The sequence below is a fragment of the Streptomyces sp. NPDC017936 genome (genome assembly GCF_044328485.1).
Lineage (GTDB): Bacteria > Actinomycetota > Actinomycetes > Streptomycetales > Streptomycetaceae > Streptomyces.
The window spans coordinates 35,363-61,335 of record NZ_JBIRHK010000002.1; the positions used below are offsets into that span (position 1 = coordinate 35,363).

At 76.0% G+C, this 25,973-nt stretch carries 22 protein-coding genes; 11 read left to right on the plus strand and 11 right to left on the minus strand.

What is annotated here, in order from left to right; all coding sequences use genetic code 11:
- Window positions 1-525 precede the first annotated feature (525 nt).
- Window positions 526-1,014, plus strand: coding sequence for an ATP-binding protein (locus tag ACH4F6_RS03745; protein WP_397958773.1), 489 nt, complete (start codon window positions 526-528; stop codon window positions 1,012-1,014).
- Window positions 1,015-1,086: 72 nt separating this feature from the next.
- Here the strand turns inward: ACH4F6_RS03745 and ACH4F6_RS03750 are convergent, their stop codons facing one another.
- Both ACH4F6_RS03750 and ACH4F6_RS03755 read right to left on the minus strand, forming a co-directional pair.
- Window positions 1,087-2,130, minus strand: coding sequence for a DUF2637 domain-containing protein (locus ACH4F6_RS03750; protein WP_397958248.1), 1,044 nt, complete (start codon window positions 2,128-2,130; stop codon window positions 1,087-1,089).
- A gap of 327 nt (window positions 2,131-2,457) precedes the next feature.
- Entirely contained in the window at window positions 2,458-3,315 is an 858-nt protein-coding gene (locus tag ACH4F6_RS03755; RefSeq protein WP_397958249.1) for a (2Fe-2S)-binding protein, read from the minus strand.
- Between the two features lie 158 nt (window positions 3,316-3,473).
- On the opposite strand from ACH4F6_RS03755, the gene ACH4F6_RS03760 reads away from it, so the two are divergent.
- Window positions 3,474-4,292, plus strand: a complete 819-nt coding sequence (locus tag ACH4F6_RS03760) for a GntR family transcriptional regulator (RefSeq protein ID WP_397958250.1) — start codon at window positions 3,474-3,476, stop codon at window positions 4,290-4,292.
- Window positions 4,293-4,312: 20 nt separating this feature from the next.
- On the opposite strand, the gene ACH4F6_RS03765 is transcribed toward ACH4F6_RS03760, so the two are convergent.
- Both ACH4F6_RS03765 and ACH4F6_RS03770 read right to left on the minus strand, forming a co-directional pair.
- Complete coding sequence (locus ACH4F6_RS03765; RefSeq protein WP_397958251.1) at window positions 4,313-5,455, minus strand: tetratricopeptide repeat protein; 1,143 nt, start codon at window positions 5,453-5,455, stop codon at window positions 4,313-4,315.
- A gap of 75 nt (window positions 5,456-5,530) precedes the next feature.
- The gene (locus ACH4F6_RS03770; protein WP_397958252.1) at window positions 5,531-8,920 is read right to left on the minus strand and encodes a CHAT domain-containing protein; all 3,390 of its coding nucleotides are present in this window, start codon (window positions 8,918-8,920) and stop codon (window positions 5,531-5,533) included.
- A gap of 113 nt (window positions 8,921-9,033) precedes the next feature.
- On the opposite strand from ACH4F6_RS03770, the gene ACH4F6_RS03775 reads away from it, so the two are divergent.
- Window positions 9,034-9,468, plus strand: a complete 435-nt coding sequence (locus ACH4F6_RS03775) for a hypothetical protein (protein ID WP_397958253.1) — start codon at window positions 9,034-9,036, stop codon at window positions 9,466-9,468.
- Window positions 9,465-10,373 (plus strand): hypothetical protein, encoded by a 909-nt coding sequence (locus ACH4F6_RS03780; protein ID WP_397958254.1) that lies wholly within the window; start codon window positions 9,465-9,467, stop codon window positions 10,371-10,373. The genes ACH4F6_RS03775 and ACH4F6_RS03780 overlap by 4 nt, the downstream gene beginning before the upstream one ends.
- 388 nt (window positions 10,374-10,761) lie before the next feature.
- Here the strand turns inward: ACH4F6_RS03780 and ACH4F6_RS03785 are convergent, their stop codons facing one another.
- Window positions 10,762-11,535 (minus strand): hypothetical protein, encoded by a 774-nt coding sequence (locus ACH4F6_RS03785; RefSeq protein WP_397958255.1) that lies wholly within the window; start codon window positions 11,533-11,535, stop codon window positions 10,762-10,764.
- A gap of 427 nt (window positions 11,536-11,962) precedes the next feature.
- Window positions 11,963-13,645, minus strand: a complete 1,683-nt coding sequence (locus ACH4F6_RS03790; RefSeq protein WP_397958256.1) for a PucR family transcriptional regulator — start codon at window positions 13,643-13,645, stop codon at window positions 11,963-11,965.
- A gap of 358 nt (window positions 13,646-14,003) precedes the next feature.
- Between ACH4F6_RS03790 and ACH4F6_RS03795 the strand changes: the two genes are divergently transcribed.
- The 4 genes from ACH4F6_RS03795 (at window position 14,004) to ACH4F6_RS03810 (ending at window position 19,249) form a co-directional block, all read left to right on the plus strand.
- Window positions 14,004-14,891, plus strand: a complete 888-nt coding sequence (locus ACH4F6_RS03795) for an FAD binding domain-containing protein (protein WP_397958257.1) — start codon at window positions 14,004-14,006, stop codon at window positions 14,889-14,891.
- On the plus strand, window positions 14,891-15,472 hold the full coding sequence (locus ACH4F6_RS03800) for a (2Fe-2S)-binding protein (RefSeq protein WP_397958258.1): 582 nt from the start codon (window positions 14,891-14,893) through the stop codon (window positions 15,470-15,472). Before ACH4F6_RS03795 ends, ACH4F6_RS03800 begins: the two co-directional genes overlap by 1 nt.
- 5 nt (window positions 15,473-15,477) lie before the next feature.
- On the plus strand, window positions 15,478-17,886 hold the full coding sequence (locus ACH4F6_RS03805) for a xanthine dehydrogenase family protein molybdopterin-binding subunit (RefSeq protein WP_397958259.1): 2,409 nt from the start codon (window positions 15,478-15,480) through the stop codon (window positions 17,884-17,886).
- A gap of 211 nt (window positions 17,887-18,097) precedes the next feature.
- Window positions 18,098-19,249: an XdhC family protein gene (locus tag ACH4F6_RS03810; RefSeq protein ID WP_397958260.1), complete on the plus strand. Its 1,152-nt coding sequence runs from the start codon at window positions 18,098-18,100 to the stop codon at window positions 19,247-19,249.
- A 149-nt stretch (window positions 19,250-19,398) separates the two neighbouring features.
- Here ACH4F6_RS03810 and ACH4F6_RS03815 read toward each other — a convergent pair whose 3' ends face one another.
- Both ACH4F6_RS03815 and ACH4F6_RS03820 read right to left on the minus strand, forming a co-directional pair.
- Window positions 19,399-19,839: an SRPBCC family protein gene (locus ACH4F6_RS03815; protein ID WP_397958261.1), complete on the minus strand. Its 441-nt coding sequence runs from the start codon at window positions 19,837-19,839 to the stop codon at window positions 19,399-19,401.
- 74 nt (window positions 19,840-19,913) lie between these two features.
- The gene (locus tag ACH4F6_RS03820) at window positions 19,914-20,702 is read right to left on the minus strand and encodes a polysaccharide deacetylase family protein (RefSeq protein ID WP_397958262.1); all 789 of its coding nucleotides are present in this window, start codon (window positions 20,700-20,702) and stop codon (window positions 19,914-19,916) included.
- A gap of 146 nt (window positions 20,703-20,848) precedes the next feature.
- Here ACH4F6_RS03820 and ACH4F6_RS03825 point away from each other — a divergent pair, with 146 nt between their 5' ends.
- On the plus strand, window positions 20,849-20,995 hold the full coding sequence (locus tag ACH4F6_RS03825; RefSeq protein WP_397958263.1) for a hypothetical protein: 147 nt from the start codon (window positions 20,849-20,851) through the stop codon (window positions 20,993-20,995).
- A gap of 355 nt (window positions 20,996-21,350) precedes the next feature.
- On the opposite strand, the gene ACH4F6_RS03830 is transcribed toward ACH4F6_RS03825, so the two are convergent.
- From ACH4F6_RS03830 to ACH4F6_RS03840, 3 genes are all read right to left on the minus strand, one after another.
- A complete protein-coding gene (locus ACH4F6_RS03830) occupies window positions 21,351-21,548 on the minus strand; it encodes a hypothetical protein (protein ID WP_397958264.1) in 198 nt (65 codons plus the stop codon).
- 59 nt (window positions 21,549-21,607) lie between these two features.
- On the minus strand, window positions 21,608-21,910 hold the full coding sequence (locus ACH4F6_RS03835; RefSeq protein WP_397958265.1) for a DUF3040 domain-containing protein: 303 nt from the start codon (window positions 21,908-21,910) through the stop codon (window positions 21,608-21,610).
- Between the two features lie 163 nt (window positions 21,911-22,073).
- Window positions 22,074-23,522: a family 43 glycosylhydrolase gene (locus ACH4F6_RS03840; protein ID WP_397958266.1), complete on the minus strand. Its 1,449-nt coding sequence runs from the start codon at window positions 23,520-23,522 to the stop codon at window positions 22,074-22,076.
- Window positions 23,523-23,843: 321 nt separating this feature from the next.
- Between ACH4F6_RS03840 and ACH4F6_RS03845 the strand changes: the two genes are divergently transcribed.
- A complete protein-coding gene (locus ACH4F6_RS03845; RefSeq protein ID WP_397958267.1) occupies window positions 23,844-24,344 on the plus strand; it encodes a hypothetical protein in 501 nt (166 codons plus the stop codon).
- Window positions 24,345-24,723: 379 nt separating this feature from the next.
- Complete coding sequence (locus tag ACH4F6_RS03850) at window positions 24,724-25,827, plus strand: winged helix DNA-binding domain-containing protein (protein ID WP_397958268.1); 1,104 nt, start codon at window positions 24,724-24,726, stop codon at window positions 25,825-25,827.
- The last annotated feature ends 146 nt before the right edge of the window (window positions 25,828-25,973 follow it).

Sequence of the window (25,973 nt, forward strand, 5' to 3'; positions counted from 1 at the left end):
TGGTGTCCGCGCCCGCGGGACACGACCGCCGCGGCCGCGGCCGGGGCCGGACACCGCCTCCGCACGCGGACGGGTCGCCGTCCTCCGGAACCCGGCGCCCCCTCCGTGCCCGACCCGTCGACCAGGGACTTCTTCGGCCCGATCCGAGCACGAAGGGCGCGGGGGCGGCCGGAGGGGACCGGTCGACGGCACGTGGTCCGGCCGGCGCCCGCTCCACCCCGGCCGGGACCGGGGGCACCCCCGCCCCGCCTCGCGCGGCGGGCGCGACCGCCCCACCGCGCGCTCCCGGCGCACCGTCACCAGGAGGGAACCGCCGGGCCCGGCGCTCCGCGCGGCGGCCGGGACGGCGGCGCCCTCGGGCACGCCCGCGGCGCGACGCCCGTCGGGACGTGCGGGAAGGCCGCACCGTGGCCGAACACCCGGTCGTCGGCGATCCGGCATGACTGGCCCGATCCCCACGGGGCAAGCATCCCCCTGAACGTGTTCGAGCAGAGGGGAACCGACATCGGCACGCGGGCGGGGGTCATGAAGAGGCAGGCACGAGGCAGCGGTTCGACGGTGGTCGCGAGCACCTCGGCGAAGCGGACAGCGGAGGACAAGGCCGACGACGACGCCGCCGGGCAGACGCAGGCGTCCCAGTTACGGCGCCGACTCGGCCGGGCGGACCTGCGGGCCGTCCCCGAGACGCGGCGGGCGCTGCGCGAGATGCTGCGGCACTGGGGGAAGCCCGGACGGTCGGACATCGCGGAACTGCTCACCAGCGAGCTCGTCACGAACGCGCTCGTCCACACCGATCACGACGCGGTCCTGACGGCCACCGTGGGACCGTCCGGCCTGCGGGTCGAGGTGCGGGACTTCGTCTCCCGCCGCCCGCGACCGCGCCCGCAGAACGCCGGGGACGGCACGCACGGCCGGGGGCTGCTGCTGGTGCAGTCGCTCGCGGACGCGTGGGGGGTCCGGGCGCACGGGGTCGGGAAGGCGGTGTGGTTCGAACTGGCGGCGACGGCCGCGTGAGACGACGGGAACGGGAAGGGGGCGCGACCTCGCGGGTCGCGCCCCCTTCCCGTTCCCGTCGTGGCGGAGCGGTCAGCCGAACTGCTGCTCCAGGTCCTTGAGCTTGCGCTCCAGGGAGTCCAGGCGCGGCAGGGCCATCGTGTCGTCCTCCGCGGTGAGGTCGACGGTGATCGGGTCAGAGCTCTGGCGTACGGGCTGAAGGGAGGGCCGCGTGCGCACGGGCAGCTGTTCCGGCGTGCTCGCTATGGCAGGCTCCGCGGAGACCCGCTCGTCCGCCCGTTCCAGGGTGGCCTGCGCCTCCAGCTGACGGCCGCCGCGGCCCGGGAAGCGGTGCCCGCGGCTGATCGCCTTCAGCTGGGCCCGCTCCACGCGCTGCTGATCGCGGCGGCGCATGCGCTCCTGCTCCTTCTGGCGCTTGTCCTCGCGCACCTCCTCGACGGCCTCGTCCAGGCTGCGCACGCCCTCCAGGAGCATCAGCGACCAGGCCTTGTAGGTCTCGCGGGGGGCCCGCAGCCAGCGCACGACGCGGATCTGCGGCAGCGGGCGCGGCACCAGGCCCTGCTCGCGCAGCGCGGCCCGGCGGGTCTGCTTCAGCGCCCGGTCGAAGAGCACGGCCGCCGAGAGCGACATGCCGGCGAAGAAGTGCGGGGCGCCGGCGTGTCCGAGACCCCGGGGCGCGTGCACCCAGTTGAACCAGGCCGCGGCGCCCGCGAACGTCCACACGAGTATCCGGGAGCCGAGCGCCGCGTCACCGTGGCTCGCCTCGCGCACCGCGAGGACCGAGCAGAACATCGCGGCCCCGTCCAGACCGAACGGCACCAGGTACTCCCAGCCGCCGGACAGGTTCAGGTTCTGCTGGCCGAAGCCGACCAGCCCGTGGAAGGAGAGCGCGGCGGCGACCGCCGCGCAGCAGAACAGCAGCACGTAGGAGGCGGTGCCGTAGATGGCCTCCTTGCGCCTGCGGCGCTCCTCGCTGCGCTCCCACGAGTCGTCCGCGCTCGCGTTCCCCCCGGAGGAGCGCTTGCCGCGCGCGAGCACCGCCACCGCCGCCAGCATGCCCAGGAGCAGCACGGCGCCCGGAAGCAGCCAGTTCAGCGATATGTCGGTCAGTCTCATCTGGGGTCCCTTGCATTGGGATAGGGCGTAACGCCCGCCATAGTGGCCCAACCCCGCCGGCCCTCAGGGGGTTTCGGGGCAAGAGGCCGCCAAGGAGGTGCAAGGGGATGCCCAGGGCGACGTTCTGCTCGAACTGCCGCGTGAGGGGCGGGAGTTGAGTTCGAATAAGACTACCCGGACGGGTGGTTCCCGGGAAAGTTCCCGTGTCGCGTGAGGAAGTGGTGAATCAACCGTGACCGCCGGGGGGAGTCTCGCGCGGCTGATCCTACGGGACGCGGTGCGCGCGCCGGCCGGCGGGGTGGCCCGGCGCGACGGACTGAGCGGGCGTCAGCCGGCGGCGGCGAGCGCGAGTTTGCCGACGCGGTCCGCGTCGCAGGTGCGCGGGCAGGTGGCGCAGGTGTCCTCGGGGCGCACCGTGTAGAACATGCAGCAGCTGGCCCGGTCCCGGGTGGGCAGCGGCTCGCCGTCCGGCCCGGTCAGCTCGCGGAAGGCCGCCGAGCCGACGTACGGCCGGGTCGCGCCCGGCAGCAGCAGTTCCAGCTCGTGCCGCGCCCGCTCCTGCTCGCCCTCGCCGAGCAGGTGGGCGACGTACCAGAGCCCCTCCACGACCTCGTCCGTGACCATGCCCCACAGGGCCCGGCCGCGCCGCCGCGTCCGGGGCCCGAAGCCGGCGAGGAGCGGCTCGTGGTGCTCGGCGATCGCGGCCCGCACCTCGGCCCGCAGCGCCTCCTCGTCCGGGACCACCCGGGCGCCGGGCAGCGCCGCCGTGGGATCGCCCGGCAGACAGGCGAAGGAGTCGGGCGCGCGGACGGCCATCCGCATGCCGCCGCCGGTGCGGTCGTACGAGACGTGCGTCACGGGGAGGCGGGGCACCCGGCGGTGCAGGAACCACGGGACGGTGATCAGCAGACAGGCGGGCCAGGCGTACCGGTGCAGCCCGAAGGTCGCCACGACGTCCGGGCGGGCCCGCTGCCCGTAGTCCCGGACCACTTGGGCGTCGTCCCACGCCAGGAAGGCGTCCAGGGCCGCGCCGCCCTCCGCCAGCTCGGCCGCCGTGAGCCAGCCGCCGCCCCGGGGCGCCGGCTCCCCGTCCGCCAGTTCCCCGACGGTGAGACCCGGGCAGACCCGCGTGAGGCGGGCGTACGCGTCCGCCAGGGCCGACGCGGCCGAGGGGTGTACGGGCATGCCGGGACCACCGATCCGTCCAGTGACTGAGAGGTAAGCCTTACCTTACTCATTCTTACCCGGATGTGAACCGCCGGCCGGTACGCCTAAGGTGCTTGACGGACAAGCGACAAGCAGCCGTAATGACCCCAAGTACCGAAACGTCCGGAGGAGGACCCGTGGAGCGGAGCGCACAGGGCTTTGCCGGTACGGGCTTCCCCCGGGAGCGCGACGCCGGCGTCGGGGTGCCCGCACAGCCGCGGGCGGCACGGCGTGAGCGGGGCCCGGCCGGCCCCGGCGTGGAGGCGCACGCGTCCGGCGCCGTCCGCGGGGAGCACACGCACGGCGAGACGCCCCTGCCCCGGCCCCGTCCCGTGGTGCAGCGGGCGTCGGTGCGCGGCCAGGTCCTCGACGCCCTGCGCACCGCCCTCGTCGCCGGGGAGCTCACGCCGGGCGAGGTGTACTCGGCGCCGGCCCTCGGCGACCGCTTCGGCGTGTCCGCGACACCGGTCCGCGAGGCGATGCAGCAGCTCGCCCTGGAGGGCGCCGTCGAGGTCGTGCCCAACCGGGGCTTCCGGGTGATCGTGCGCGGCGCCCGTGAACTGGCCGAGCTGGCCGAGGTGCGCGCGCTGATCGAGGTCCCCGTGATGCTGCGGCTCGCCCGTACCGTCCCCGCCGAACGGTGGGCGGACCTGCGCCCCCTCGCCGAGGACACCGTGCGCGCCGCGGCCTCCGGCTGCCGCGCCGCGTACGCGGAGTCCGACCGGGCCTTCCACCGCGCGATGCTGGCCCTGTGCGGCAACGAGCAGCTGGTCGGGATCGCGGAGGACCTGCACCGGCGCTCGCAGTGGCCGCTCGTGGGCGGGCCGGCGACCCGCGGACGGGCGGACCTCGTCGCCGACGCGGCGGAGCACACGGCACTGCTGGAGGCGCTCGGCGCGGGCGACCTGGACGTGGTGCGGGCGCTGGTGCGCGAGCACTTCGCGGGCGCGGGCTGAGCGGGCCCGGACAGCGCCCCTCAGGCGCCCGGCGCGGTGAGCGCGGCCAGCTTCTCGCGCGCGGCGCGCGTCTTCGGGTGGCCGTCGCCCAGCAGGGCCCGGTAGCCGCCCAGACAGCGTTCGAGCAGGCGCGCCGCCTCCCGCTCGCGACCGCCGCCCCGGGCGACGAGCACGGAGGCCAGGTTGTCCCGTGCGCCGTGCGTCTCCAGATGGCTCTCGCCCAGGGTCCGCTCCCGGGCCGACAGGACCGACCGCAGCAGCGACTCCGCCTCCTCCAGCCGGCCGAGGTCGTGCAGGACGGCCGCCAGGTTGTTGCGCGCGGTGACCGTGTGCGGGTGATCGGCGCCCACCAGGCGCTCCTCGTCCGCGACGAGGACCCGGAACTCCGCCTCGGCCTCGGCGAGCGCGCCCCGGCGGTACAGCACGGCGGCCAGGTTGTTGCGCACGTCGAGGAGCGAGGAGCCGTCGTCGCCCCGCGCGCGGCGCACGCTCAGCAGCCGGCGCAGGAGGCGCTCGGCCTCCGCCGGCCGCTCGGTGCGCAGCAGCGACGCCGCGAGGTTGTGCAGCGCGGTCAGCGTGTCCGGGTGGTCCGCCCCCAGGCGCCGCGTGCGGTGGTCGACGACGTGCTGCCACAGGGCCGCCGCCTCCGGGGCGCGCCCCAGTTCGTCGAGCGCCTGCGCCAGCCCGCAGGCGGCCTCCAGGGTGCCCGGGTCGGCCGGTCCCAGCGTCTCGGCGCGGGCGTCGAACACGAAACGCCACATCTCCTCCGCGGTCACCGGCTGCCCGTCGACGTGCAGCAGCGCCGCGGCCTCCGCGGAGACGTCCAGCGTGTCGGGGTGGGTGGCGCCGAGGGTCGCGGCGCGGGTGCCGCACACCTGCTGGTACAGGTCGAGCGCCTCGGTGCGGCGGCCGGCGTGGGCGAACGCGCGGGCCAGGTCCAGGCCCATCCTCACCGTGTCGGGGTGGGTCGGACCGAGCCTGCGGATGCGTTCGTCGAGGAGGCCGGGCAGCACGTCCACGGCCTTCAGGGTGATCTCGATGACCTTCGGCGACTCGGCGGTCCCCGGCGCCCCCCGCGGATCGGCCGAGGGCTCCTCTGGCGCCGGGGCCCCGTCCGGACCCGGCGTGCCGCCGCCCCTGCGGAACAGATCCCTCAGGCCCATCGCTCCGCTCCCCCTTCGGACGACCCCTGGTACGCAGCGTGACACAACGGGCACGGCGGGCACAACGGAGCCGTGTCAGGCGCCCGCGTGCACGTGCGCCGCCCACAGGCTCGGGCTCGCCGGATACCGCCGGCGGCACGCGCACACCGCGCGGTGCAGCGCCTCGGCCGCCCGCCCGGCGTCCAGCGCCCCCGCGGTCGGCGCCCCCGGACCGCCGAGCAGCTCGCGGTAGAAGACCGTCGCCGTCCGCCGGGCCACCGCGTCGTGCACCGGCCACAGCGTGCCGACCACATGCGGATACCCGGCGACCTGGAACGCCGAGGTGATGTGGATCGCCTCGTCCGCCAGCCGCCCGTCCGCGCGCGAGGTCTCGCACGCCGACAGCACCGCCAGCCGCGCCCCCGACAGGTCGAGCCGCGAGATGTCCCGGACCGTCAGCGGCCGTTCGGCGTGGTCGTGCACGAGCAGCCGGCCGGTGGACGGGTCGGCGGGATCGCTGACGCCGTGGCACGCGAAGTGCGCGTGGGCATGGCGGGGCAGGGCCCCGTACACGGCGTCGAACGTGGCGTCCCGGCCGGACAGCACCCGCGTGGGCAGCAGCCTGCGCAGGGCGTCCACCTCGCGCTCCGCGCCGGGCAGCGCGGGCACCCCCGGGGCGTCGCCGGACGCCACGGCGAGCACGGTCGTGACGTCCGTGCCGGCCGCGGGCACCGCGCGCGCCGCCTCCTCGCGCGAGCGGGCGTGGCGCAGCGCCCGCAGGGTCGGCGTGTACGAGGAGACGACGCGGTCCAGCGCCGTGCGCGCCGGGTCGCCGTGGTGTCCCGCCGCGTGCAGCGGCAGCGCGGTGAGCGCACCGCCCGGCGACCACCACACCCGCGGCAGCGGGCCGGGACCGGCCGGCGGCGGTCCGAGGGCGTCGAGCACGGGGCCGACGGCGCCGTCCCACAGCCAGGCGAGCACCTCCCGCAGGACACGGCCCGCGTCCCGCTCGCCGTCCGGGGAGCGGGACGCGGCGAGCGCCTCGTGGAACCGGGCGGCCTGCCGCTCCACGACCGCCTCGCCCATCCCGGGCAGCGGGACGTGACGGACCTCCCCGCGCTCCCGCCCGCCGCCCGGGGACCCCCGCAGGATCAGCGCGTCGCCCCGGCGCGGCCCGCCGTACAGCAGCACCACCGGGCCCTCGTCGGCGCAGGCCAGCAACTCGTCGAGGGAGGGCAGGGCGAGGAAGCCGGCGAAGCCCGGCAGCTCGCGCACGCGCGCCACCTCGGCGTCCCACCGCGCACCGAGGGCGTGCCGTTCGTCGGCGTCGAGGCCGTCGTCGGCCCCGAGGCTCAGACGGTCCATGCGGTCGCGCAGCGCGGTGAGACGGGCGGCGGCCGCCGGGTGGGCCCGGCGCAGCTCCGCCACCTCGCCCCGGGACTCGAAGAGGTGGCCCAGCAGCGTGCCACGGCCCTGCTCCAGGAGCCGCACCGCCAGCCGCACGTCGCCCACGTCCAGCGCGCAGGCGGCCGCACGGGCGGCCAGGCCGCCCAGCCGGGCCAGCTTCTCCTGCTGGTCGCGGCGGGTGAGGTGGCGCGGGGCGACCCGCGGCAGCAGCCGCACGGCCAGCCGGTAGGCCTCCAGCGCCGCGGCCGGCCCCTCGCCCTCGGCGGCGTCGTCGCCCCAGGCCAGCGCGGCCATGGCGCGGGACAGGGGCGGGGCCTCGACGGTCAGGGCGGCCCGGCGGCGGCCGCGGGCGGCGGCCCGCAGCACCCCCGGGTCACCGGTCGTCTCGTACAGCAGCCGCAGCGCGTCGGCGTGGTTGGCCTCGTACGAGGCACGCCGGTCCGGCCACCGGTCGCCGGCGGCGACCGCCCGGCCGAGCACGGCGACCGCCTGCTCCGTCGCCGCGAGCTCCCCCGTGGACTCGGCCTTGCGGCGCCAGGCGCCGCCGAGGTTGCTCAGGGTGCGGGCGAAGTCGGGGGCGTCAGGGGGCAGCAGGGCGGCCGCCCGCTCGAGCAGGGCGATCGCCTCGTCCAGCACGTGGATCCGGTCGCCGGCGCTCCCGGGGCCGGCGGGGGCCCCGGCGCACTCGTACAGGGTGACGAGGGCGTTGGCCAGCGTGTTGAGCCGGTCGGCCCGTACCGCGGCGGGATCGTCCGGGGTCGCGGACAGCGCGGCCCGGGCTGCGTCGACGCCCTCGCGGGCGGCCTCCGGGTCGCGGGTGGCCGTCGCCCAGCTCTGCAGGACGACGCTCGCGTTGGCCAGGGTGCGGTGGTGCCGGGCCGGCGCGGTGGCGGAGCCCATCAGCCGGCGCACGAGGGCGACGGCCTCGCGGAGGGAGGCGAGGTCCAGAGTGGCGAGGTGGCGTCGGCGCAGTGCCACCGCCAGGTTGCCCCGGGCCCGGTCGCGGTCGCCGTCCGGCCTCCGGTGCTCGGTGAAACCCGCGACGGCCCGGCGCAGGCAGTCGATCGCCTCGTCGAGCCACTCGCCCGGCTCCTCGGCCGTCTCGGAGCGGCGGTGCAGGACGTTGCCGAGGCCCTGCAACCGGTCCGGCAGCTGCGGATGGCCGGCCGGCGTCTCGCGGACCGCCTGCCGCGCCGCGGTCACGGCCTCGTCCAGAGCCGTGACACCGAGCTCCCCCGCCTCGACCGCCAGCCGCAGCAGGGCGCCGAGCCGGTGCAGCAGCGCGCCGCGCTCGGGCCGGCCGGCCGGGGTGAGGGCCAGTGCCTCCCGGCACACGCGGACGCCCTCGACGGCGGCGCCCGGCGTGCCCGCGCCGGCGGCCGTCATGAGGACCAGCGCGAGATTGCCCAGCATCACCGGCTGCTCGGGGGCGCCGGCCGGCAGGCAGGCGGCGGCCTCACGGCTCAGGGCGACCGTCTCGGCCAGCGCGGCGGGGTCGCCGTCGGCCTCGTGGCGCAGCTTGCGCACGGACGCCAGGTTGGCCAGCAGCCGTGCCCGCGTGCCGGGCTCGACGTCCGGCAGGCGCAGGCCGCGCCGCAGATCGGCCTCCGCGGCGGCCAGGTCGGGCGGCCGGCCGGTGCGCTCGTACCGATCGATGAGGGCCGCCGCGCGGTTGATCAGCACGGGCAGGAGGTCGTCGGCCGTGCCGGAGACCTCCGCCGCCCGCCCGTACACCTCGACGGCCTCGTCGAGTTCGCCCGGCGCGCCGGTCCGTTCGTGGCTCCACACCAGTGCCTGGCCGAGCAGCGCGAGGTCCTGCTGCCGGGGCGAGCCCGCCGCGGCCACCCGGCCGTACGCCACCAGGTCGGCGAGGTCCCGCGGGTCCCCGACGGCCGTGCAGCGGAGGGCGAGCGCGGCCAGGAGGTTGCCCAGGCAGGCGACGTACGCGCGCGTGCCCGGCGGCGTCTCGCGCACGCCCTGCCGCAACTGCTCGACGGCGTGGTCGAGCGCGCCGGGTTCGCCGCCGCGCAGGTGGGCCGCGAGGAGGAGCGACCCCCGCTGCGCCGCCGTTCCGCTCATGTCCGCCCCCGTCCCCGCCCCCGGTCCGCGCGGCCGGAGCCGACGGCCGGGACCCTTCCCTATCATCGGTGACAACACACTCACGGATCACCGTAGTTGACGGGGAGTCACCGTTGGCCGTACCGAACGAGCCAGAACGACGCGACACCCGCCTGGCCGTGCTCTGCGCCCGCCTCGCGGAACCGGGCGGACCGCTGGCCGAGGACGCGGGGCTGCGCGCGCTGGCCGCCGACGCGGTGGCCCGGGTGCGGCAGGGGCGGGACCGGGACGAGATCGACGCCTGCCTCGACGAACTGGAGGACGGCCTCCTGGCGGCCGGCCACACGGCCGGGCTCGGCGCCTACCGCACCGTCCCGGCGCAGCCCCACCCCGCCTTCGAGCCGTTGCCGGGGCTGGGCGCCGGCCGCCCGCTGCTGGAGGTGCTGACCTGCCCGCGCGAGCGCTGCACCCGCGTGGAGGCGCCGCCCGCGCCGGGCGCGTCCGCGGCCGGGCCGCCGCACTGCGCGCTGTTCGGCGAGCCCCTCAAGCCGTTCGACGTGACACCGTGAGCCCGTTCCTCGACACGCTGGGCGGCAAGCTCGCCGACCGCTGGAACGCCCTGCTGGTCCTGCCCGGCCTGCTCTACCTGGCGGTGCTGGCCGGCGCCGCCGTCCTCGGCCACGCGCACGGGGACGACCTCGCCCGGCTGCGCGCCGCGCTCGACGACGTGGCCGGCGCGCGCGCCGCCGGTTCCCCGGGCGCCGTCGCGCTGGCGGCGGCGGGCGTGCTGGCGGCCGCGTACGGCGTGGACCTCGTGGTCAGGGCACTGGGGACCGGGGTGGAGCGCCTGTGGCTGGCCGACGGACGCGACCCGTTGTCGCGTCGTCTGACCGCCCGCCGGCTGCGCCGCTGGCAGGCGGCCGACGAGGCGTTCCGCGAGGCCCTGGTGGCGGCGGGCCGCGCCCGGCTCGCGGCGGACCCCGACGCCGCCTCCCTCGCCGAACGGGCGGCACGGCTCGGCGCCGGCCGCAACCGCGTCGCGCTCGCCGCCCCGGCCCGTCCTTCCTGGGCCGGGGACCGGCTGGCCGCGGCGGAGCGACGGGTGTGGGACGCCTACCGGCTCGACCTCGTCTCGGCCTGGCCCCGGCTGTGGCTGCTGGTCGCGGACGGCGCCCGGCTGGAACTCCACACCGCCCGCCAGACCCTCGCCGCCGCGCACCGCCTGCAGGCCTGGGGGGTGCTGTACGCGGCGCTCGCGGTGCTGTGGTGGCCGGCGGCCCTGCTCGGCGCCGTCCCCCTGGCACTCGGCGTGCGCCGGGCCCGCGCCGCGGTCGCCGTCCTCGCGGAACTCGTCGAGTCGACCGTCGACCTCCACCTGCGCACCCTGGCCGCCGAGCTGGGCATCGACTGCCCGGGCCCACCGGACCACGACACGGGCCGAGCCCTGACCCAGGCCCTGCGCAAGGGCACCTGACCCCCCGTCCGACGGCCGGTGGTGCCGCTTCGTCCGGGACCGCTCGGCCACGGGTGCGGCAGCGCCCTAGAAGGGGCGCGGGGAACTGCGCGCCGAGCCACGACGGCGCCGCACCCGCCCGGCGACCGGTGGTGCCGCTTCGTCCGGGGCCACTAGGCAGGCTGCGGGACGGCAGCGCCCTCTCGAAGGGGCGCGGGGAACTGCGCGACAAGCCACGACGGTGCCGCACCCGCCCGACGGCCGGTGGTGCCGCTTCGTCCGGGACCGCTCGGCCACGGGTGCGACAGCGCCCTGAAGGGGCGCGGGGAACTGCGCGACAAGCCACGACGGCGCCGCGCCGCACCGCACTCGGCCGACGCCCCACCCCGCTCCCGCGAAGCGCACCCGCTCAGGCCGTAGCCGCCGGCGGCGCCAGCTGCCGTGCCAGCCACGTCGGTACGCCGCCGAGCAGCCGGAACAGCCGCCGGGCCTCCTCCCGCAGCCGCGACGCCTCCGGCTCGGTCTCCGCGTCCGCCAGCGAGGCCAGGGCCGGAGCCGTCCCCACGAGGTACCCCAGCTCCTCACGGATCCGCAGCGACTCGGCGAAGCCGTGCCGCGCCTCGGCGATCTCGCCGTCCCGCAGGGCGAGGCCCGCGAGGTGACGCCAGGTGAAGGAGAGCAGCAGGGCGTCGGAGTGGGCCGCGGCGGCCGTGTGGGCGCGCCGGTAGGCGGCGCGGGCGGCCTGCGGGGAGCGGGTGAGGTTCTCCGCGAGCAGCCCGCGGCGGAAGTCGAGCAGCGCCCGGCCCGGCGTCTCCGGGTGGATCAGCGCGGCCGCCCGCCCGAGCGCGGCCCGCGCCTCGTCGATCCGGTCGCGCACCCCGTGCACCGTCGCCGCGTAGGCCAAGTTCCCCCGTTCACAAGCGGCGGCGCCGCGTTCCTCGTCGGTGTGGGCGAGGGCCTCCGCCGTCCGCAGCGCGTCCTCCGCCTCCTGCCAGCCCTGCTCGGTGTACAGGCACCGCTCCACGAGCAGCGCCGCGCGCTGGAGGGAGCCGGCCGCGCTGTCGGGCGGGAGCAGGGCCGCCGCGTCGGCCCAACAGGCCCGGGAGCGCAGCCGCCACACCGCGGTCTGGAGGGGATCGTCACCAGCGGTCGTTCCGTTACCAGACATGGCGGGATGCGCCACGTTGCCCTCCTCGAGCGCGCCGTCGAGCTTTGAGTTGGTGGCGGCATCTCAGCACGGATCGCCGGGCCCGGCCAAGAGGGTGTGTGAAAGATTTCACTTGGACCGGGCTTGCGCGAGCCGGTCGCGAGCCCCACAAGGCGCGAACCGGTCAACCCCGCGCCCCGGTTGCGGCGGGCGCCGGCCGGCCGGGAACCGCCGGGATCCCCCGCCACGGGGCCGCACCACCGGTCCCGCACCCGCCGGGGCGACACGGCGCCGGCGCCCGGCCGCCGACGGCCGGGAACCACGGCGATGCGGTAACCGCCCTGCCGCGCACGGCCGTTGACGACCGGGGACAGTCGGAGGCGGCCGGGGGCGGCCGGGGGGGGCGAAGCCGTGGGACACCGCGCGGGACGGGAACGGCGCGCGGCGGGCCCGGCCCGCCGGCTCAGCTCATCCGCAGCGCCAGGAAGAAGTCCAGCTTGTCCTCCAGCCGCGACAGGTCACGGCTCGTCAACTGCTCGATGCGGCCCACCCGGTAGCGCAGCGTGTTGACGTGCAGGTGCAGCCGGGACGCGCACCGGGTCCACGAGCCGTCGCAGTCCAGGAACGCCTCCAGCGTCGGGATCAGCTCGGCGCGGTGCCGGCGGTCGTAGTCGCGCAGGGGGTCCAGGAGGCGGGCGGTGAAGGCCCGGCGGACGTCGTCCGGGACGAACGGCAGCAGCAGGACGTGCGAGGCCAGCTCCTGGTGGCCCGCCGCGCACACCCGGCCGGGACGGGCGGCCGCCACCCGGCGCGCGTGCCGGGCCTCCTCCAGGGCGCCCCGCAGCCCCTCCGCCGAGTGCACCGCCGCGCTGACGCCCAGCGTGAGCCGTCCGTCGCCGTCCAGGCCCGCCGACAGCGGCTCCCGCACGGCGGCGAGGAGGGCGTCGGCGAGGACGCCGGCCTCCGAGCCGTCGTGCTCGGTGGAGACCGCCGGGAGCGGTACGAGGGCGACGGCCTCGTCGCCGGTGTGGGCGACCGCTATCCGGTCGGACGGCTCGGGACCGGTGACGTGCGGGTCGACCAGGACCTCCTCCAGGAGCGCCTGGGCGACCGGGCCGCCCTCGATCCGCCCGCCGTCCCACTCGACGCGCGCCACGACCACCTGCCAGTGCGGAGCGGCCCCCAGGCCCGGCAGCAGCACCGGCGCCGCCACCCGCAGCCGGGCGGCGATCTCGGCGGGCGCCGCGCCGGTCTGCACCAGCTCCAGCACCTCCTGCGCGAGCCGCCGGCGCACGGTGCGCGCCGCGTCCCGGCGGTCGCGCTCGACCGCGATGAGCTGGGTGACGCCCTGGAGCAGGTCGAGGCGTTCCTCCGCCCAGTCCCCGGCGTCCGCCTCGACGGCCAGCAGCCAGTCCGACAGCACCGTCTCGCGCACGTCCCGCGCGTCCTGCGCCGGCTGCGGGGAGCGGCCGCCGGAGCGGATCGGGAAGAGGGAGTACGTCGTCTGCCCCACCAGCATCCGGTGCGGTCCGCGACGGCCGGCGCGGGCGGCGGCCAGGTGCTCCGCGGCGAGCGCCGCGCACACCTCCGGCGCCGGCCCGGGGCCCGCCACCTTGGGGCCCGCGACGAGCCGGCCGGTGGGGGAGAGGACCCAGGCGCGCAGGTCGAGGTCGGAGCCGAGGAGGTCCAGCACCACGTCGGGGCCGCCGCCCGCCGGACCCGAGGTCATCATCCGCCGGTGCCGGTCGACGACGGCCGCGAGGTCCCCGGCCCGCTCGCCGGACACCTGCCGCACGACGTGTTCGGTGATCGTCGCGAAGGCGACCGACTCGTGCACCGCGAACAGCGGCAGCCGGTGCCGGGCGCAGGCGACGACCAGGTCGTCCGGCACGTCGCCCAGCTCGGCCTCGCCGGCGGCGAGCGCGGCGACCCCCGCCTGCACCAGGATCCGCACGAACGGCTCGGAGTCCGCGGCGTCCCGGCGCCAGGCCAGGCCGGTCAGCACCAGTTCGCCCCCGGAGAGGTAGCGGCTCGGGTCCCGCAGGTCGGTGGTCATCACCCCGCGCACGGTGCGGTCCAGCTCGTCCTCGCCGCCGAGCAGCCGCAGGCCCAGCGCATCGGTGTCCAGCAGTGCGCGCAGCCGCATTCTCGTCGCCGCCGTTCCTTGTCTCGAAATGCATGATGGAGCAGGAGGACCCACCGGGGGGTGAAAACCGTGCCGGGGGGCTCGTCGGGGCCCCGGCAACCGCATTCTTCGCCCGCCGGACCGGTTCCCACGTTTCCACGGGAAAACGGGGAGGTTACCGATGACCTCCGTTCATACGAATCTACAAGATGCCCTCCCCGACCAGCCAACTCCTTCATGGTTTCGGTGACTGACCCGGTCGGAGCACACCGCTGTGTACTGGCTGCGATCCACGTGAACAGCACCTGAACGAGCCGGGCCCGCCGCACCCGATCCGGCCCGATCCGAACGACCGCCGAGACGAAGAAGAGAGCCGGTCATGGACTTCCTTCGCCCCGCCAGCTGGGAGGAGGCGCTCGCCGCGAAGGCCGAGCACCCCACCGCTGTGCCGATCGCGGGTGGCACCGACGTGATGGTCGAGATCAATTTCGACCACCGGCGGCCCGAGTACCTCCTCGACCTGGGCCGCGTCGGCGAACTCCACGAGTGGGAGGCCGGCGAGGAGAGCGTGCGGCTCGGCGCCTCCGTCCCCTACACGAGGATCATCGAGGACCTGCGCGCCGAACTGCCCGGTCTGGCCCTCGCCTCCCGCACCGTGGCGTCCCCGCAGATCCGCAACCGCGGCGGCGTCGGCGGCAACCTCGGCACCGCCTCCCCGGCCGGCGACGCCCACCCCGCCCTCCTCGCGGCCGGCGCCGAGGTCGAGGCCGAGTCCGTCCGGGGCTCCCGGCGCATCCCGATCGACGACTTCTACACCGGCGTGAAGCGCAACGCGCTCGCCCCCGACGAGCTCATCCGCGCCGTCCACGTCAAGAAGGCCGACGGACCCCAGCAGTACTCCAAGGTCGGCACCCGCAACGCGATGGTCATCGCCGTGTGCGCGTTCGGCCTCGCCCTGCATCCGGAGACCCGTACCGTCCGCACCGGCATCGGCTCGGCCGCGCCGACCCCCGTCCGGGCGAAGGCGGCGGAGGAGTTCCTGGACGCCGCGCTCGACGAGGGCGGCTTCTGGGACAGCGGGAAGACCGTCACCCCGTCGGTCGCCCGGCGGTTCGCGGAGCTGTGCGCCGCCGCCTGCGACCCGATCGACGACGTCCGCGGCACCGCGGCCTACCGCCGTCACGCGGTCGGCGTCATGGCCCGCCGCACCCTGACCTGGACCTGGGAGTCGTACCGCGGCGCCCGCCACACCGAGGGAGCCGCGTGATGCGCGTCCACTTCACCGTCAACGGACGTCCGCAGGAGGCCGACGACGTCTGGGAGGGCGAGAGCCTGCTGTACGTGCTGCGCGAGCGGCTCGGCCTGCCGGGTTCCAAGAACGCCTGCGAGCAGGGCGAGTGCGGCTCCTGCACGGTCCGCCTCGACGGCGTGCCGGTGTGCGCCTGCCTGGTGGCCGCCGGCCAGGTCGAGGGCCGCGAGGTCGTCACCGTCGAGGGCCTGGCGGACCACGCCGCGCAGCGTGCCGAGGGCGGACGCGCGACGGGCGCCCGCGGTACGTCGCTCCAGGACGCCCGGCAGCGGGAGGCCGAGGGGCACGGCTCCCCCACCGGGGAGGGCGCCCCCCTCTCCCCGGTCCAGCAGGCGTTCATCGACGCCGGCGCCGTCCAGTGCGGCTTCTGCACGCCCGGTCTGCTGGTCGCCGCCGACGAGATGCTGGAACGCAACCCGGCCCCCACCGACGCGGACATCCGCGAGGCGCTCTCCGGCAACCTGTGCCGCTGCACCGGCTACGAGAAGATCATGGACGCGGTCCGCCTCGCGGCCGCCCGGCAGCAGAAGGCGGTCTGATCACGATGCCCTCGCCCACTCCCGGCCTCGCCCGAGCGGGGGGCGCCCCCGTCGGCGCCCCCACCAGGATCACCCAGGGTTCGCGGACCAGGGGCGGCATCGGCGAGTCCACGCTGCGCCCGGACGCCGGCCTCAAGGTCACCGGCGAGTTCGCGTACTCGTCCGACCTGTGGCACGAGGACATGCTCTGGGGCCAGATCCTGCGCTCCACCGTCGCGCACGCCGAGATCGTCTCCATCGACACGGGCGAGGCCCTCGCCACGCCCGGTGTGTACGCCGTCATGACGTACGACGACCTGCCGGCCGACGTGAGGCACTACGGCCTGGAGATCCAGGACACCCCGGTCCTCGCCCACGGCAAGGTCCGCCACCACGGCGAGCCGGTCGCGATCGTCGCCGCCGACCACCCGGAGACCGCCCGCCGCGCCGCCGCGAAGATCAGGGTGGAGTACCGCGAGCTGCCGGTCGTCACCGACGAGGCCTCCGCGACCGCCCCCGACGCGGTCCTGGTCCACGAGAACCGCACCGGCCACGTGCCGCACCCGAACATCGTCCACCGCCAGCCGATCGTCCGCGGCGACGTGGCGGCGGCCCGGGAGCGGGCGGACGTGATCGTCGAGGGCGAGTACACCTTCGGCATGCAGGACCAGGCCTTCCTCGGGCCCGAGTCCGGTCTCGCGGTGCCGGAGGAGGACGGCGGCGTCCACCTCTACATCGCCACCCAGTGGCTCCACTCCGACCTGCGCCAGATCGCGCCCGTCCTCGGCCTGCCCGAGGACAAGGTGCGCATGACGCTGGCCGGCGTCGGCGGCGCGTTCGGCGGCCGCGAGGACCTGTCCATGCAGATCCACGCCTGCCTGCTGGCCCTGCGCACCGGCAAGCCCGTCAAGATCGTCTACAACCGCTTCGAGTCCTTCTTCGGCCACGTCCACCGCCATCCGGCGAAGCTCCGCTACGAGCACGGCGCCACCCGGGACGGCAGGCTCACCCACGTGAAGTGCCGCATCGTCCTGGACGGCGGCGCGTACGCCTCCGCCTCCCCGGCGGTCGTCGGCAACGCCTCCTCGCTCGGCGTCGGCCCGTACGCCGTCGACGACGTCGACATCGAGGCGATCGCCCTCTACACCAACAACCCGCCCTGCGGCGCGATGCGCGGCTTCGGCGCGGTCCAGGCCTGCTTCGCCTACGAGGCGCAGATGGACAAGGTGGCCAAGGAACTCGGCCTGGACCCGGTGGAGTTCCGGCAGCTCAACGCCATGGAGCAGGGCACGGTCATGCCGACGGGCCAGCCCGTCGACTCCCCGGCCCCGGTCGCCGAACTCCTGCGCCGCGTCAAGGCGATGCCGCTGCCGCCGGAGCGCCAGTGGGAGTCCAGCGAGGGCGCGGACGTACGGGAGCTGCCCGGCGGCCTGTCCAACACCACGCACGGCGAGGGCGTCGTCCGCGGTGTCGGCTACGCGGTCGGCATCAAGAACGTCGGCTTCTCCGAGGGCTTCGACGACTACTCGACCGCCAGGGTGCGCATGGAGGTCGTCGCCGGTGAGCCGGTGGCGACCGTGCACACGGCGATGGCGGAGGTCGGCCAGGGCGGTGTCACCGTCCACGCGCAGATCGCCCGCACCGAGCTGGGCGTCACCCGGGTGACCATCCACCCCGCGGACACCGGGGTCGGCAGCGCGGGATCGACGTCGGCCTCGCGGCAGACGTACGTCACCGGCGGCGCCGTGAAGCACGCCTGCGAACTCGTCCGCGAGCGGGTGCTGGAACTCGGGCGCCGCAGGTTCGGCTCCCGCCACCCCGCCTGGGCCGGCGCCGGGCTGCTGCTGGAGGACGGCAAGGTCGTCACCGGCGCCGGCGAGGTCCTCGCCGACCTGGCCGACGTCCTCGGCGACGAGGCCGTGGAGGTCGAGAGGGAGTGGCGGCACCGGCCGACCGAGCCCTTCGACCTGCGCACCGGCCAGGGCGACGGGCACGTCCAGTACTCCTTCGCCGCCCACCGGGCCGTCGTCGAGGTCGACACCGAACTCGGCATGGTGAAGGTCGTCGAGCTGGCCTGCGCCCAGGACGTCGGCAAGGCCCTCAACCCGCTGTCCGTGGTCGGTCAGATCCAGGGCGGCACCGCCCAGGGCCTGGGCATCGCGGTCATGGAGGAGATCGTCGTCGACCCGCGGACCGCGAAGGTCCGCAACCCCTCCTTCACGGACTACCTGATCCCCACCATCCTCGACACGCCGGCCATTCCGGTCGACGTCCTCGAACTCGCCGACGAGCACGCCCCGTACGGGCTGCGCGGCGTCGGCGAGGCCCCGACCCTGTCGTCGACCCCGGCCGTCCTCGCGGCGATCCGCGACGCGACCGGGCTGGAGCTGAACCGCACGCCGGTGCGTCCGGAGCACCTCACGGGCACCGCGTGACCGGCCCTCGGGGCCGTCCCCCGGGCCGTGCGGCCCCTGCACCTTCCCGCATCCCGCCCGGGGCGCGGCGGGGGAGACCGGCACCTTCCCGCAAGGGCTGATCGTGGTCCTCCCCGGGTACTCGCCCTCGACCCGCCGGGAGCCGGCCGGACGGCCACCGCCCCGTCACCGGCACCCCTGCACGAACGACCGCGGACAAGGAGACCGAGAGATGCTGGACATCGCCGAGGAGCTGAACCGCTGGGTCGCCCAGGGCCGTGACTTCGCCGTCGCCACCGTGGTGGCCGTCGGCGGCAGCGCGCCCCGCCGGCCGGGCGCCGCCCTCGCGGTGGACGCCGACGGCACGGCGATCGGCTCGGTCTCCGGCGGCTGCGTGGAGGGCGCGGTGTACGAGCTGTGCCGGCAGGCCCTGCGGGACGGGGAGCCGGTCGTGGAACGCTTCGGGTACAGCGACGACGACGCCTTCGCCGTCGGCCTGACCTGCGGCGGCGTCATCGACGTCCTCGTCGCTCCGGTGCGGGCGGCGGACCCGGTCCGCCCGGTGGTCGCCGCCGCGCTCGCCGCCGCCGCGCGCGGCGAGGCGGCGGCGACGGCGCGGATCGTCTCGGGCCCCGCGGAGCTCGTCGGCCGGGCCCTGCTGGTCCGCCCCGACGGCTCCCACGAGGGCGGCTTCGGCGCCCATCCCGAACTGGACCGCACGGTGGTCGCCGAAACCGGCGCCTTCCTGGACGCCGGCCGCACCGGCACCCTGGAGATCGGCGAGCGGGGCTCCCGCTGCGGGGCCCCGCTGACCGTGCTCGTCGAGTCCTCCGTGCCGCCGCCCCGGATGATCGTGTTCGGCGCGATCGACTTCGCGTCGGCGCTGGTGCGGGTCGGCACGTTCCTCGGCCACCGCGTGACGGTGTGCGACGCCCGTCCGGTGTTCGCGACGAGGGCCCGCTTCCCGGAGGCCGACGAGATCGTCGTCGAGTGGCCCCACCGGTACCTGGAGCGCACCCCCGTGGACGCCCGGACCGTCCTGTGCGTCCTCACCCACGACGCCAAGTTCGACGTGCCCCTGCTCCGGCTCGCGCTGCGCCTCCCGGTCGCCTACGTCGGCGCCATGGGCTCGCGCCGCACCCACCTCGACCGCACCCGGCGACTGCGCGAGGCCGGCGTCACCGAGCTGGAGCTGGCGCGGCTGCGCTCACCCATCGGCCTCGACCTGGGCGCCCGCACGCCCGAGGAGACCGCGCTGTCGATCGCCGCGGAGATCGTGGCCGCGAAGCGCGGCGGCAGCGGGGTGCCGCTGACCGGCGCGCACACCCCGATCCATCACGACGTGACGTCGGCGCCGGCGGGACGGGTCGGCTCCGTCGCCTGAGACGGCGGCGTGCCCCGGCGGACCGGACGGGCGGTCCGGCCGGGCGGTCCGGCCGGGTGGTGCGGCTCGCCCGGCCGCCCGGCCCGCGGCGGCCCGCGCACGACGCCCGCCCCGGCCGGCACGCGGTTCCGGGGCGCTCGGCCCGGCCGTCACGGGCGGCGCAGCAGACGGTTGGCCGCCCGCCCGAACACCGCCCGGGCCGTGGTCCGCAGCAGCGGGTCGAACAGGGACGGCAGCAGCCGCAGCCGCACCTCCTCGCGCCACACGACCCGGGCCCGCCCGCCCGGTCCGGGCCGCACCTCGATCTCGGCCCAGCCCAGGACCGCCCGGCCGCGTTTCTCCAGCCGAGCGAGGCCCGGTTCGTCCTCGCCCGGCGGGCGCCAGACGGTGACCTCCATCCGGTCGTCGACGGCGAACGGGCCGATGCCGGTGCGCGCCACGAACACGGTGCCCTCGCCGGCCGGCTCCGGGGTGAGGACGGTGACGCGGGTCAGCGGCACCACGTCACCGTGCCGGGGCCATGCGGTGAGACGGCGCCAGGCCTCGTCGAGGGGGAGCGGGACCGTGCGTTCCAACTGGAAGGTGACCACGGAGCGATCGTAGGGACTGCGGGCGGCGCGGCGGCGGATTCCCCGGCGGCTCACACCGTCGGCCCCACCGGAGGTCAGCGGTAGACCTCGCCCGGCTCCGCCGTTCCGGGCGCCAGCAGTTGCGGCACCGTGACGAAGACGTACCCCCGCTCCTTCAGGCCGTCGACGATCCCCGGCACCGCGGGCACCGTTCCCGCGTAGAGGTCGTGGAGCAGGATGATGCCGTCCCGGTCGGCCCGGTCGAGGACGCGGCGCCGGATCAGCGCGGGGTCCTCCGTCGTGTAGTCCTTGGCGGTCACGGTCCACAGCACCTCCGCGAGTCCCAGCTCGCGGCAGATCTCGTGCACGGTGTCGTCGGTGCGGCCCTGGGGCGGGCGCATCAGGGTGGGCCGGCGGCCGGTGAGGCGCTGTATCTCCTCATCGGTGCGCCGCAGTTCCTCGCGTATCTCGTCGGGCTCGAGCTCCGTGAGGATCCTGTGGTCCCAGGTGTGGCTGGCGACCTCGTGGCCCTCGTCGGCCATGCGCCTGACGAGCTGCGGGTACTTCTCGATGTGCCGCTCGCCGAGCAGGAAGAACGTCGCCGGGACCTGCTTGTCCCGGAGTATGTCCAGCAGGCGGGCCGAATGCTCGCTGGGGCCCGCGTCGAACGTGAGCGCGATGCACTTGGCGCGGCGGCAGTCGACGGCGCCTAAGCGGGCCGCCTGAGCGGTGGCCGCGGGCTGCGTGCGGACGGCGCTGGGCGCGGTGGTGTCGAGACCGGCACAGCCGGTCAGGGCCGGGGAGAGACAGGCGGCGACCACACCTGCGGCCGCCGCGCGGAACGAGGTCCCTATTTTCTTCGTCTTCCGGGTCGGAGAAGGCATGCCGGGACTATACACAGTGTGTATATACGGGGTGTATGGGCTTCGACGTGCCCAGATGTCCGGTATGTGTTTGAGGTGGTCACCGGCCGGCACCCGGAAGGTCGGGAAGGCGCCCACCCGCCGGCCGGGCGGAGGAAGACGCACGCATGACCGCCTGCACCGTCGTGGTCCCGACGCTCGTGCGGGACTCGCTCGCCGACTGCCTCGCCGCGCTCGTGGCCGCCTGGCACCGACTGAGCGGCACCTGGCACCACCGGCACGCCGAGCCATGGAGGGGTGAGCAGACGCCGTAGCCCGCCCCGCCCCGTGCTCGGGCCCGCCCCGTCCCGCGCCGTGTCCCGCACCCGCCCCGTGCCCGGGCCCGCCCCGTCCCGCGCCGTGTCCCGCACCCGCCCCGTGTCCGCCTCGCGCCCCGCGCCCGCCTCGCCCCGCGCCGCGTCCCGCCCCCCGGGACGGGTCCCAAGTGCGGGCGTCCCGCACGACGACGCCGGCTCCGGGCCGGTGTGCCCCTCCGCGGCGCCCGCGAGGTGTTCGGCCGGCCGCGCGCTCGGGGGTGCGCACCGGCGGGTCCGCCCCGGGGGCACGCCGAGCGGGGCCGTCCCGCACCGGGACGGCCCCGCTCGCCACGCGCCCCGCGGCCCCGGAGGGCTACGCGTTCTCCGGACGCTCCCCCTTCGGCCCCTTGCCCCGCTCCGTGCGCGGGCCGCGGCTGCGCCACTTCGGATCGCTCTGCAGCTCCTCGTCGGCGGCCGCGTTCGCGTCCTGGTCGGAGATCCCGGACCGTTCGGCCTCCTTGCGCTTCCTGGCCCGCTGGGTGTCGTACTTCTTGCTTCCGGGTTCGGGCACGACGATCACCTCCGGTCTCCCGGGTCCCCGGAGGCGAAGCGGGACAAACCGGACCCCTGTCAGGGCTCCGTCCAGCGGCACAGCAGCCGGAACGCCGCGTACAGCGTCAGGGGCCAGACCGCGGCGAACGCCCAGATCACGGCCGGCGCCGAAGTGGCGATGCCGGCCACCATCAGGCCGACGGACACGGCGAGCAGCTGGGCGACGGTCCACGCGCGGGGGGTGTACGACGCCAGCCGGGAGACGCCGGGCCGCCACCGCAGGGTGCGCAGCCGCCGGTCGAGGCGGCGGTCGCGGCGCAGTGCGCGCTCCATCTCCGCCAGGATGCGCCGCTCGTCGTCGGAGAGCCGGCCTGTCGTCACTGTCCCTCCTCACCGGGCCGACAAGACGCCGTACGGGGTACCCGGGAGTCCGCCGGAGTAACGGCGAGCGCGCGTACGGCGAGGCGTCCCCCGGCCGGCGGGTCCCGCCGGCCGGGGGACGCGCCGGATCCCGTGGGTCAGGAGGGCGCCCGGACGCATCCCGTCACTGGGCGTGGTACGTCGCGTCCGCCCGGTCCGTCGCGGTGCTCAACGCCTGCACGTACAAGAGGTGGTCGTAGTGCCGGAGGTACCGGCCCGGGTAGTTGTACGACTCGTAGGAGAGGCCCGCCGGGTCGGCGAGCCCGGCCCGGCGGTGGAACGTGGCGTCGGACGCGAACCGCGCCGTGCCGTCGTTCTTCTCCAGCCACACCTCGAAGTTCTTGTGCCGCAGGTAGTAGCCGGGGAAGTTCGCCGATTCCAGGGACACCGTGCCGCTGCCCGCCAGGCCCGGCACCACCCGGAACTGGGAGTCCGCGAGCGGGCTCACGTTCGCCTCCACGCGGGCCCGGTACTCCCAGTGGCGGATGAAGCGGCCGGCGGCGTTGTCCGAGGAGAACCGCTGCGGGGTGACCCCGTCGGCGACCGGGATGCCGAAGTCGGGGGTGCCGTCGGCCTTCCAGTACACCTTCTGCACGCGGGTGCGGCGGTTGGGGTCGTTCAGGGGGTCGCCGCTGATGTCCTTGTAGCCGCGGTCGTGGTAGACGAGGATGTCGGACTTGCCGTCCTCGGAGACGGTGAAGGAGTTGTGGCCGGGACCGTACTGCGAGGTCGCGTCACTGGACCGGAAGACCGGCTGCGTGCCCTTCGTCCAGGAAGCCGGGTCGGTGAGGTCGGCGCTCGCGGACGCGGTCAGCATGCCCAGGCAGTAGTTGGCGTCGGTGGCGCTCGCCGAGTAGGTCATGAAGACCTTGCCGCCGTGCTGGACGACGGCCGGCCCCTCGTTGACCTTGTAGCCGATCGTCTCCCAGGACAGCGTGGGCCGGGAGAGTTCCGCCGGGGTGCCGGTGATCGTCCACGGGTTGGCCATCCTCGCGAGGAAGAGGCTGGTGTTGTTGTCCTCGGCCGGGTTGCGCTGCGCCCAGGCCAGGTAGCGCACGCCGTTCACGACGAAGGTGGTGGCGTCGAGGGAGAAGGTCTCCCAGGTGGTCCTGATCTGACCCTTCTCGGTCCAGGTCGCGGTGAGCGGGTTGCTGCCGGTGCCCTCCAGGACGTACATGCGGATCGCCCACACGTCGTTCGTGGCGCCGGCCGCGAAGTACACGTACCACTTGCCGTCGATGAAGTGGATCTCCGGCGCCCAGATGTGGGCGCCCATGATCCCGCTGGTGTGCTTGGTCCAGATGGTGACCTCCTGGGCCGTCGACAGGCCCTGGAGGGTCGTCGCCCGGCGCAGCACGATGCGGTCGTACTCGGGGACCGTGGCGGTGAAGTAGTAGGAGCCGTCGGTGTGCTTGAAGACGTGCGGGTCGGCCCGCTTCTCGGCGAGGGGGTTGGTGTAGGTCACGGCGGGGGATTCGGGGACGGCGGCCTGGGCGGGGGCGCCCACGCCGGTGAGGACGGTCACGAGGGCGATGAGGACGGCCGTGAGAAGGCGAACGGCGTTTCGTCTCAAGGGAGTTCTCCATGGAGGGGTTTTGTCGGCGCCCTTGGCCGACGTCGGCGGGTTGGTGTACGGGCGGCCTTGTCCATCACCTCGTTCGTCATGTCGAACAGAGTTCGTAACTTCGGCCAGAAGATAGGGGTCGGTCATGGACTCGTCAATGGTTTCGGCGGTGGTCGCGGGAGCCGCGGGGACGGGCCGGCCCGGCGGCGCCGCGACCCGGCGGCGGGTGAACATCCCCCGCGAGCCGTCCGTACCTCTCTGGGCAGTCGTACGCCCGGCCGCCCGAGCGGCCGGGCGGCGCCCGTCGGGAACCGGAACACGGAGAGGCACGTGGCACAGCAACCCCAGCGAGGACAGACCGGCCGCATCACGTCCACCGCCCGCCCGGCGCGCGGCGCGGCCCTCGTCGCGGGCCTGGCCCTGCTCCCCCTGGCCGCGGCCTGCTCGGGAGACGCGCGGGACACCGTGCCCGACGGCGGCCCGGCGGAGGTCACCGCCGCCCCCGCGGCCGGGGTCGTGGCCCCGGCCAAGGTGGAGGTGATCGCCGGGCTCACCGGCTGCACGGCCACGATCCGCATCGAGGCGGACGAACTGCGCGAGGGCGTCTGCCACACGGACGCCGCCGACTACGTCATCACCACGTTCCCCGCGGAGAAGTACCAGTCGGCCTGGCTGGACGCCGCCGCCGTGTACGGCGGCACGTACCTGGTCGGCGAACGCTGGGTCGTCGCCGCCGAGCCGGAGAAGCTGGAGCGGTTCCGCGCCAAGCTCGGCGGAACCGTCCGGCGGCCGCGGGACGCCGGCCCGGCCACGGCGCCGAGCGCGTCCTGACACACGGCTCCGCCCCGGGCTCCCGCGCGGCCGCCCGCCGCCCGGCCCGGACCCCGCCCGGCCCGGACCCCGCCCGGCCCGTCCGCCGTCCGGCGGCCGCCGCGGCGCGGTCGCCGCTCCGCCCGGACGGGCACGCGGGACCCGCCGGCGGTGCGGACGGACGCCCGCGGCCGGACGAGCCCGCCGTGGCGGAACCCGTGCGGCTCACCCGGGCCACGGCGTCCCGGCCGGCGCCGCCGCGCGGGATCCGGGGCCGCCTCGCGGGGCCGTGCGGACCGATGCGCCGACGCGGGCGCCGGAAAGGACCGCGGCGGCGGGCGGCCGCCGCCCGCCCCTATCAGGACAGGATGTGTCCGCTGCTTCCCCTACCGTGCGGAGCATGACGAAGACACCGTCCGCGGCCCCCGTGCTCGGCACCCGCGCCCTCAACCGCGCCACCCTCGACCGGCAGTTGCTGCTGCGCCGCTCACCGCTGTCCGCGAAGGCGGCCGTGGAGCACCTGGTCGGCCTCCAGGCGCAGGAGGTCAAGCCGCCCTACCACGCGCTCGCCGCCCGCCTCGACGGCTTCGCGCCCGAGGACCTGTCGGGACTGCTGGCCGGGCGCGCGGCCGTGCGCATCGTCACCCTGCGCTCGACGATCCACCTGCACACCGCCGACGACAGCCTCACCCTGCGTCCGCTGGTGCAGCCCGCCCGCGATCGCGAGATCGGCGCCTTCCGCAAGGGCCTGACCGGCGTCGACCTGGACCGCCTCGCCGGCCTCGCCCGCGAACTCGTCGAGGCCGAGCCCCGCACCATGAAGCAGCTCCGCGACGCCCTGAGCGGCCGGTGGCCGGACGCCGACCCGTGGTCCCTGGCCGTCGCCGCCCGCTGCGCGCTCCCCCTCGTCCAGGTCACCCCGCGCGGATTGTGGGGCCGCAGCGGCCAGGTCGCCCTCACCACCGCCGAGCACTGGCTGGGCCGCCCGGCCGAACCCGCCGCGCCCCTGGACGCCACGGTCCTGCGCTACCTGGCCGCCTTCGGGCCGGCCTCCGTGAAGGACCTGCAGACCTGGTCCGGCCTGACCCGCACGCGCACCGTCTTCGAACGGCTCCGCCCCGAGCTCGTCACCTTCCAGGACGACAACGGCGTCGAACTCTTCGACCTCCCCGACGCCCCGCGCCCGCACCCGGACACCCCGGCCCCGCCCCGCTTCCTGCCCGAGTTCGACAACCTGATGCTCTCCCACGCCGACCGCACCCGGGTGATCCCGCCCGCGCACCGCGGCCGTACCCGGCAGGCGAACACCTTCCACCGCCCCTTCCTCGTCGACGGCTTCCTCGCGGGCGTGTGGCGGATCCTCGGCGACGCCCTCGTCATCGAGCCGTTCACCCCGCTCACCGGGGCCCGGCGCGCGGAGGTGCTGGAGGAGGCGGACCGGATGCTCCAGGTGCTGCACCCGGGGACGCCTCACGACATCCGCTTCGGGACGGTCGTCCCCTAGGGCCGGCCCGCGGCCCGTGCGCGGGGGAGCACATGGAAAGGGGGCGTTGGGGGGCCCGCCGGGGGGGCCCCCCCCCCCCCCCCGAGGTAAAAAGTGGGGAGGGCCCGGGAAAAAAAAAGTCACCACATTTAACGTGGGGGGACCCG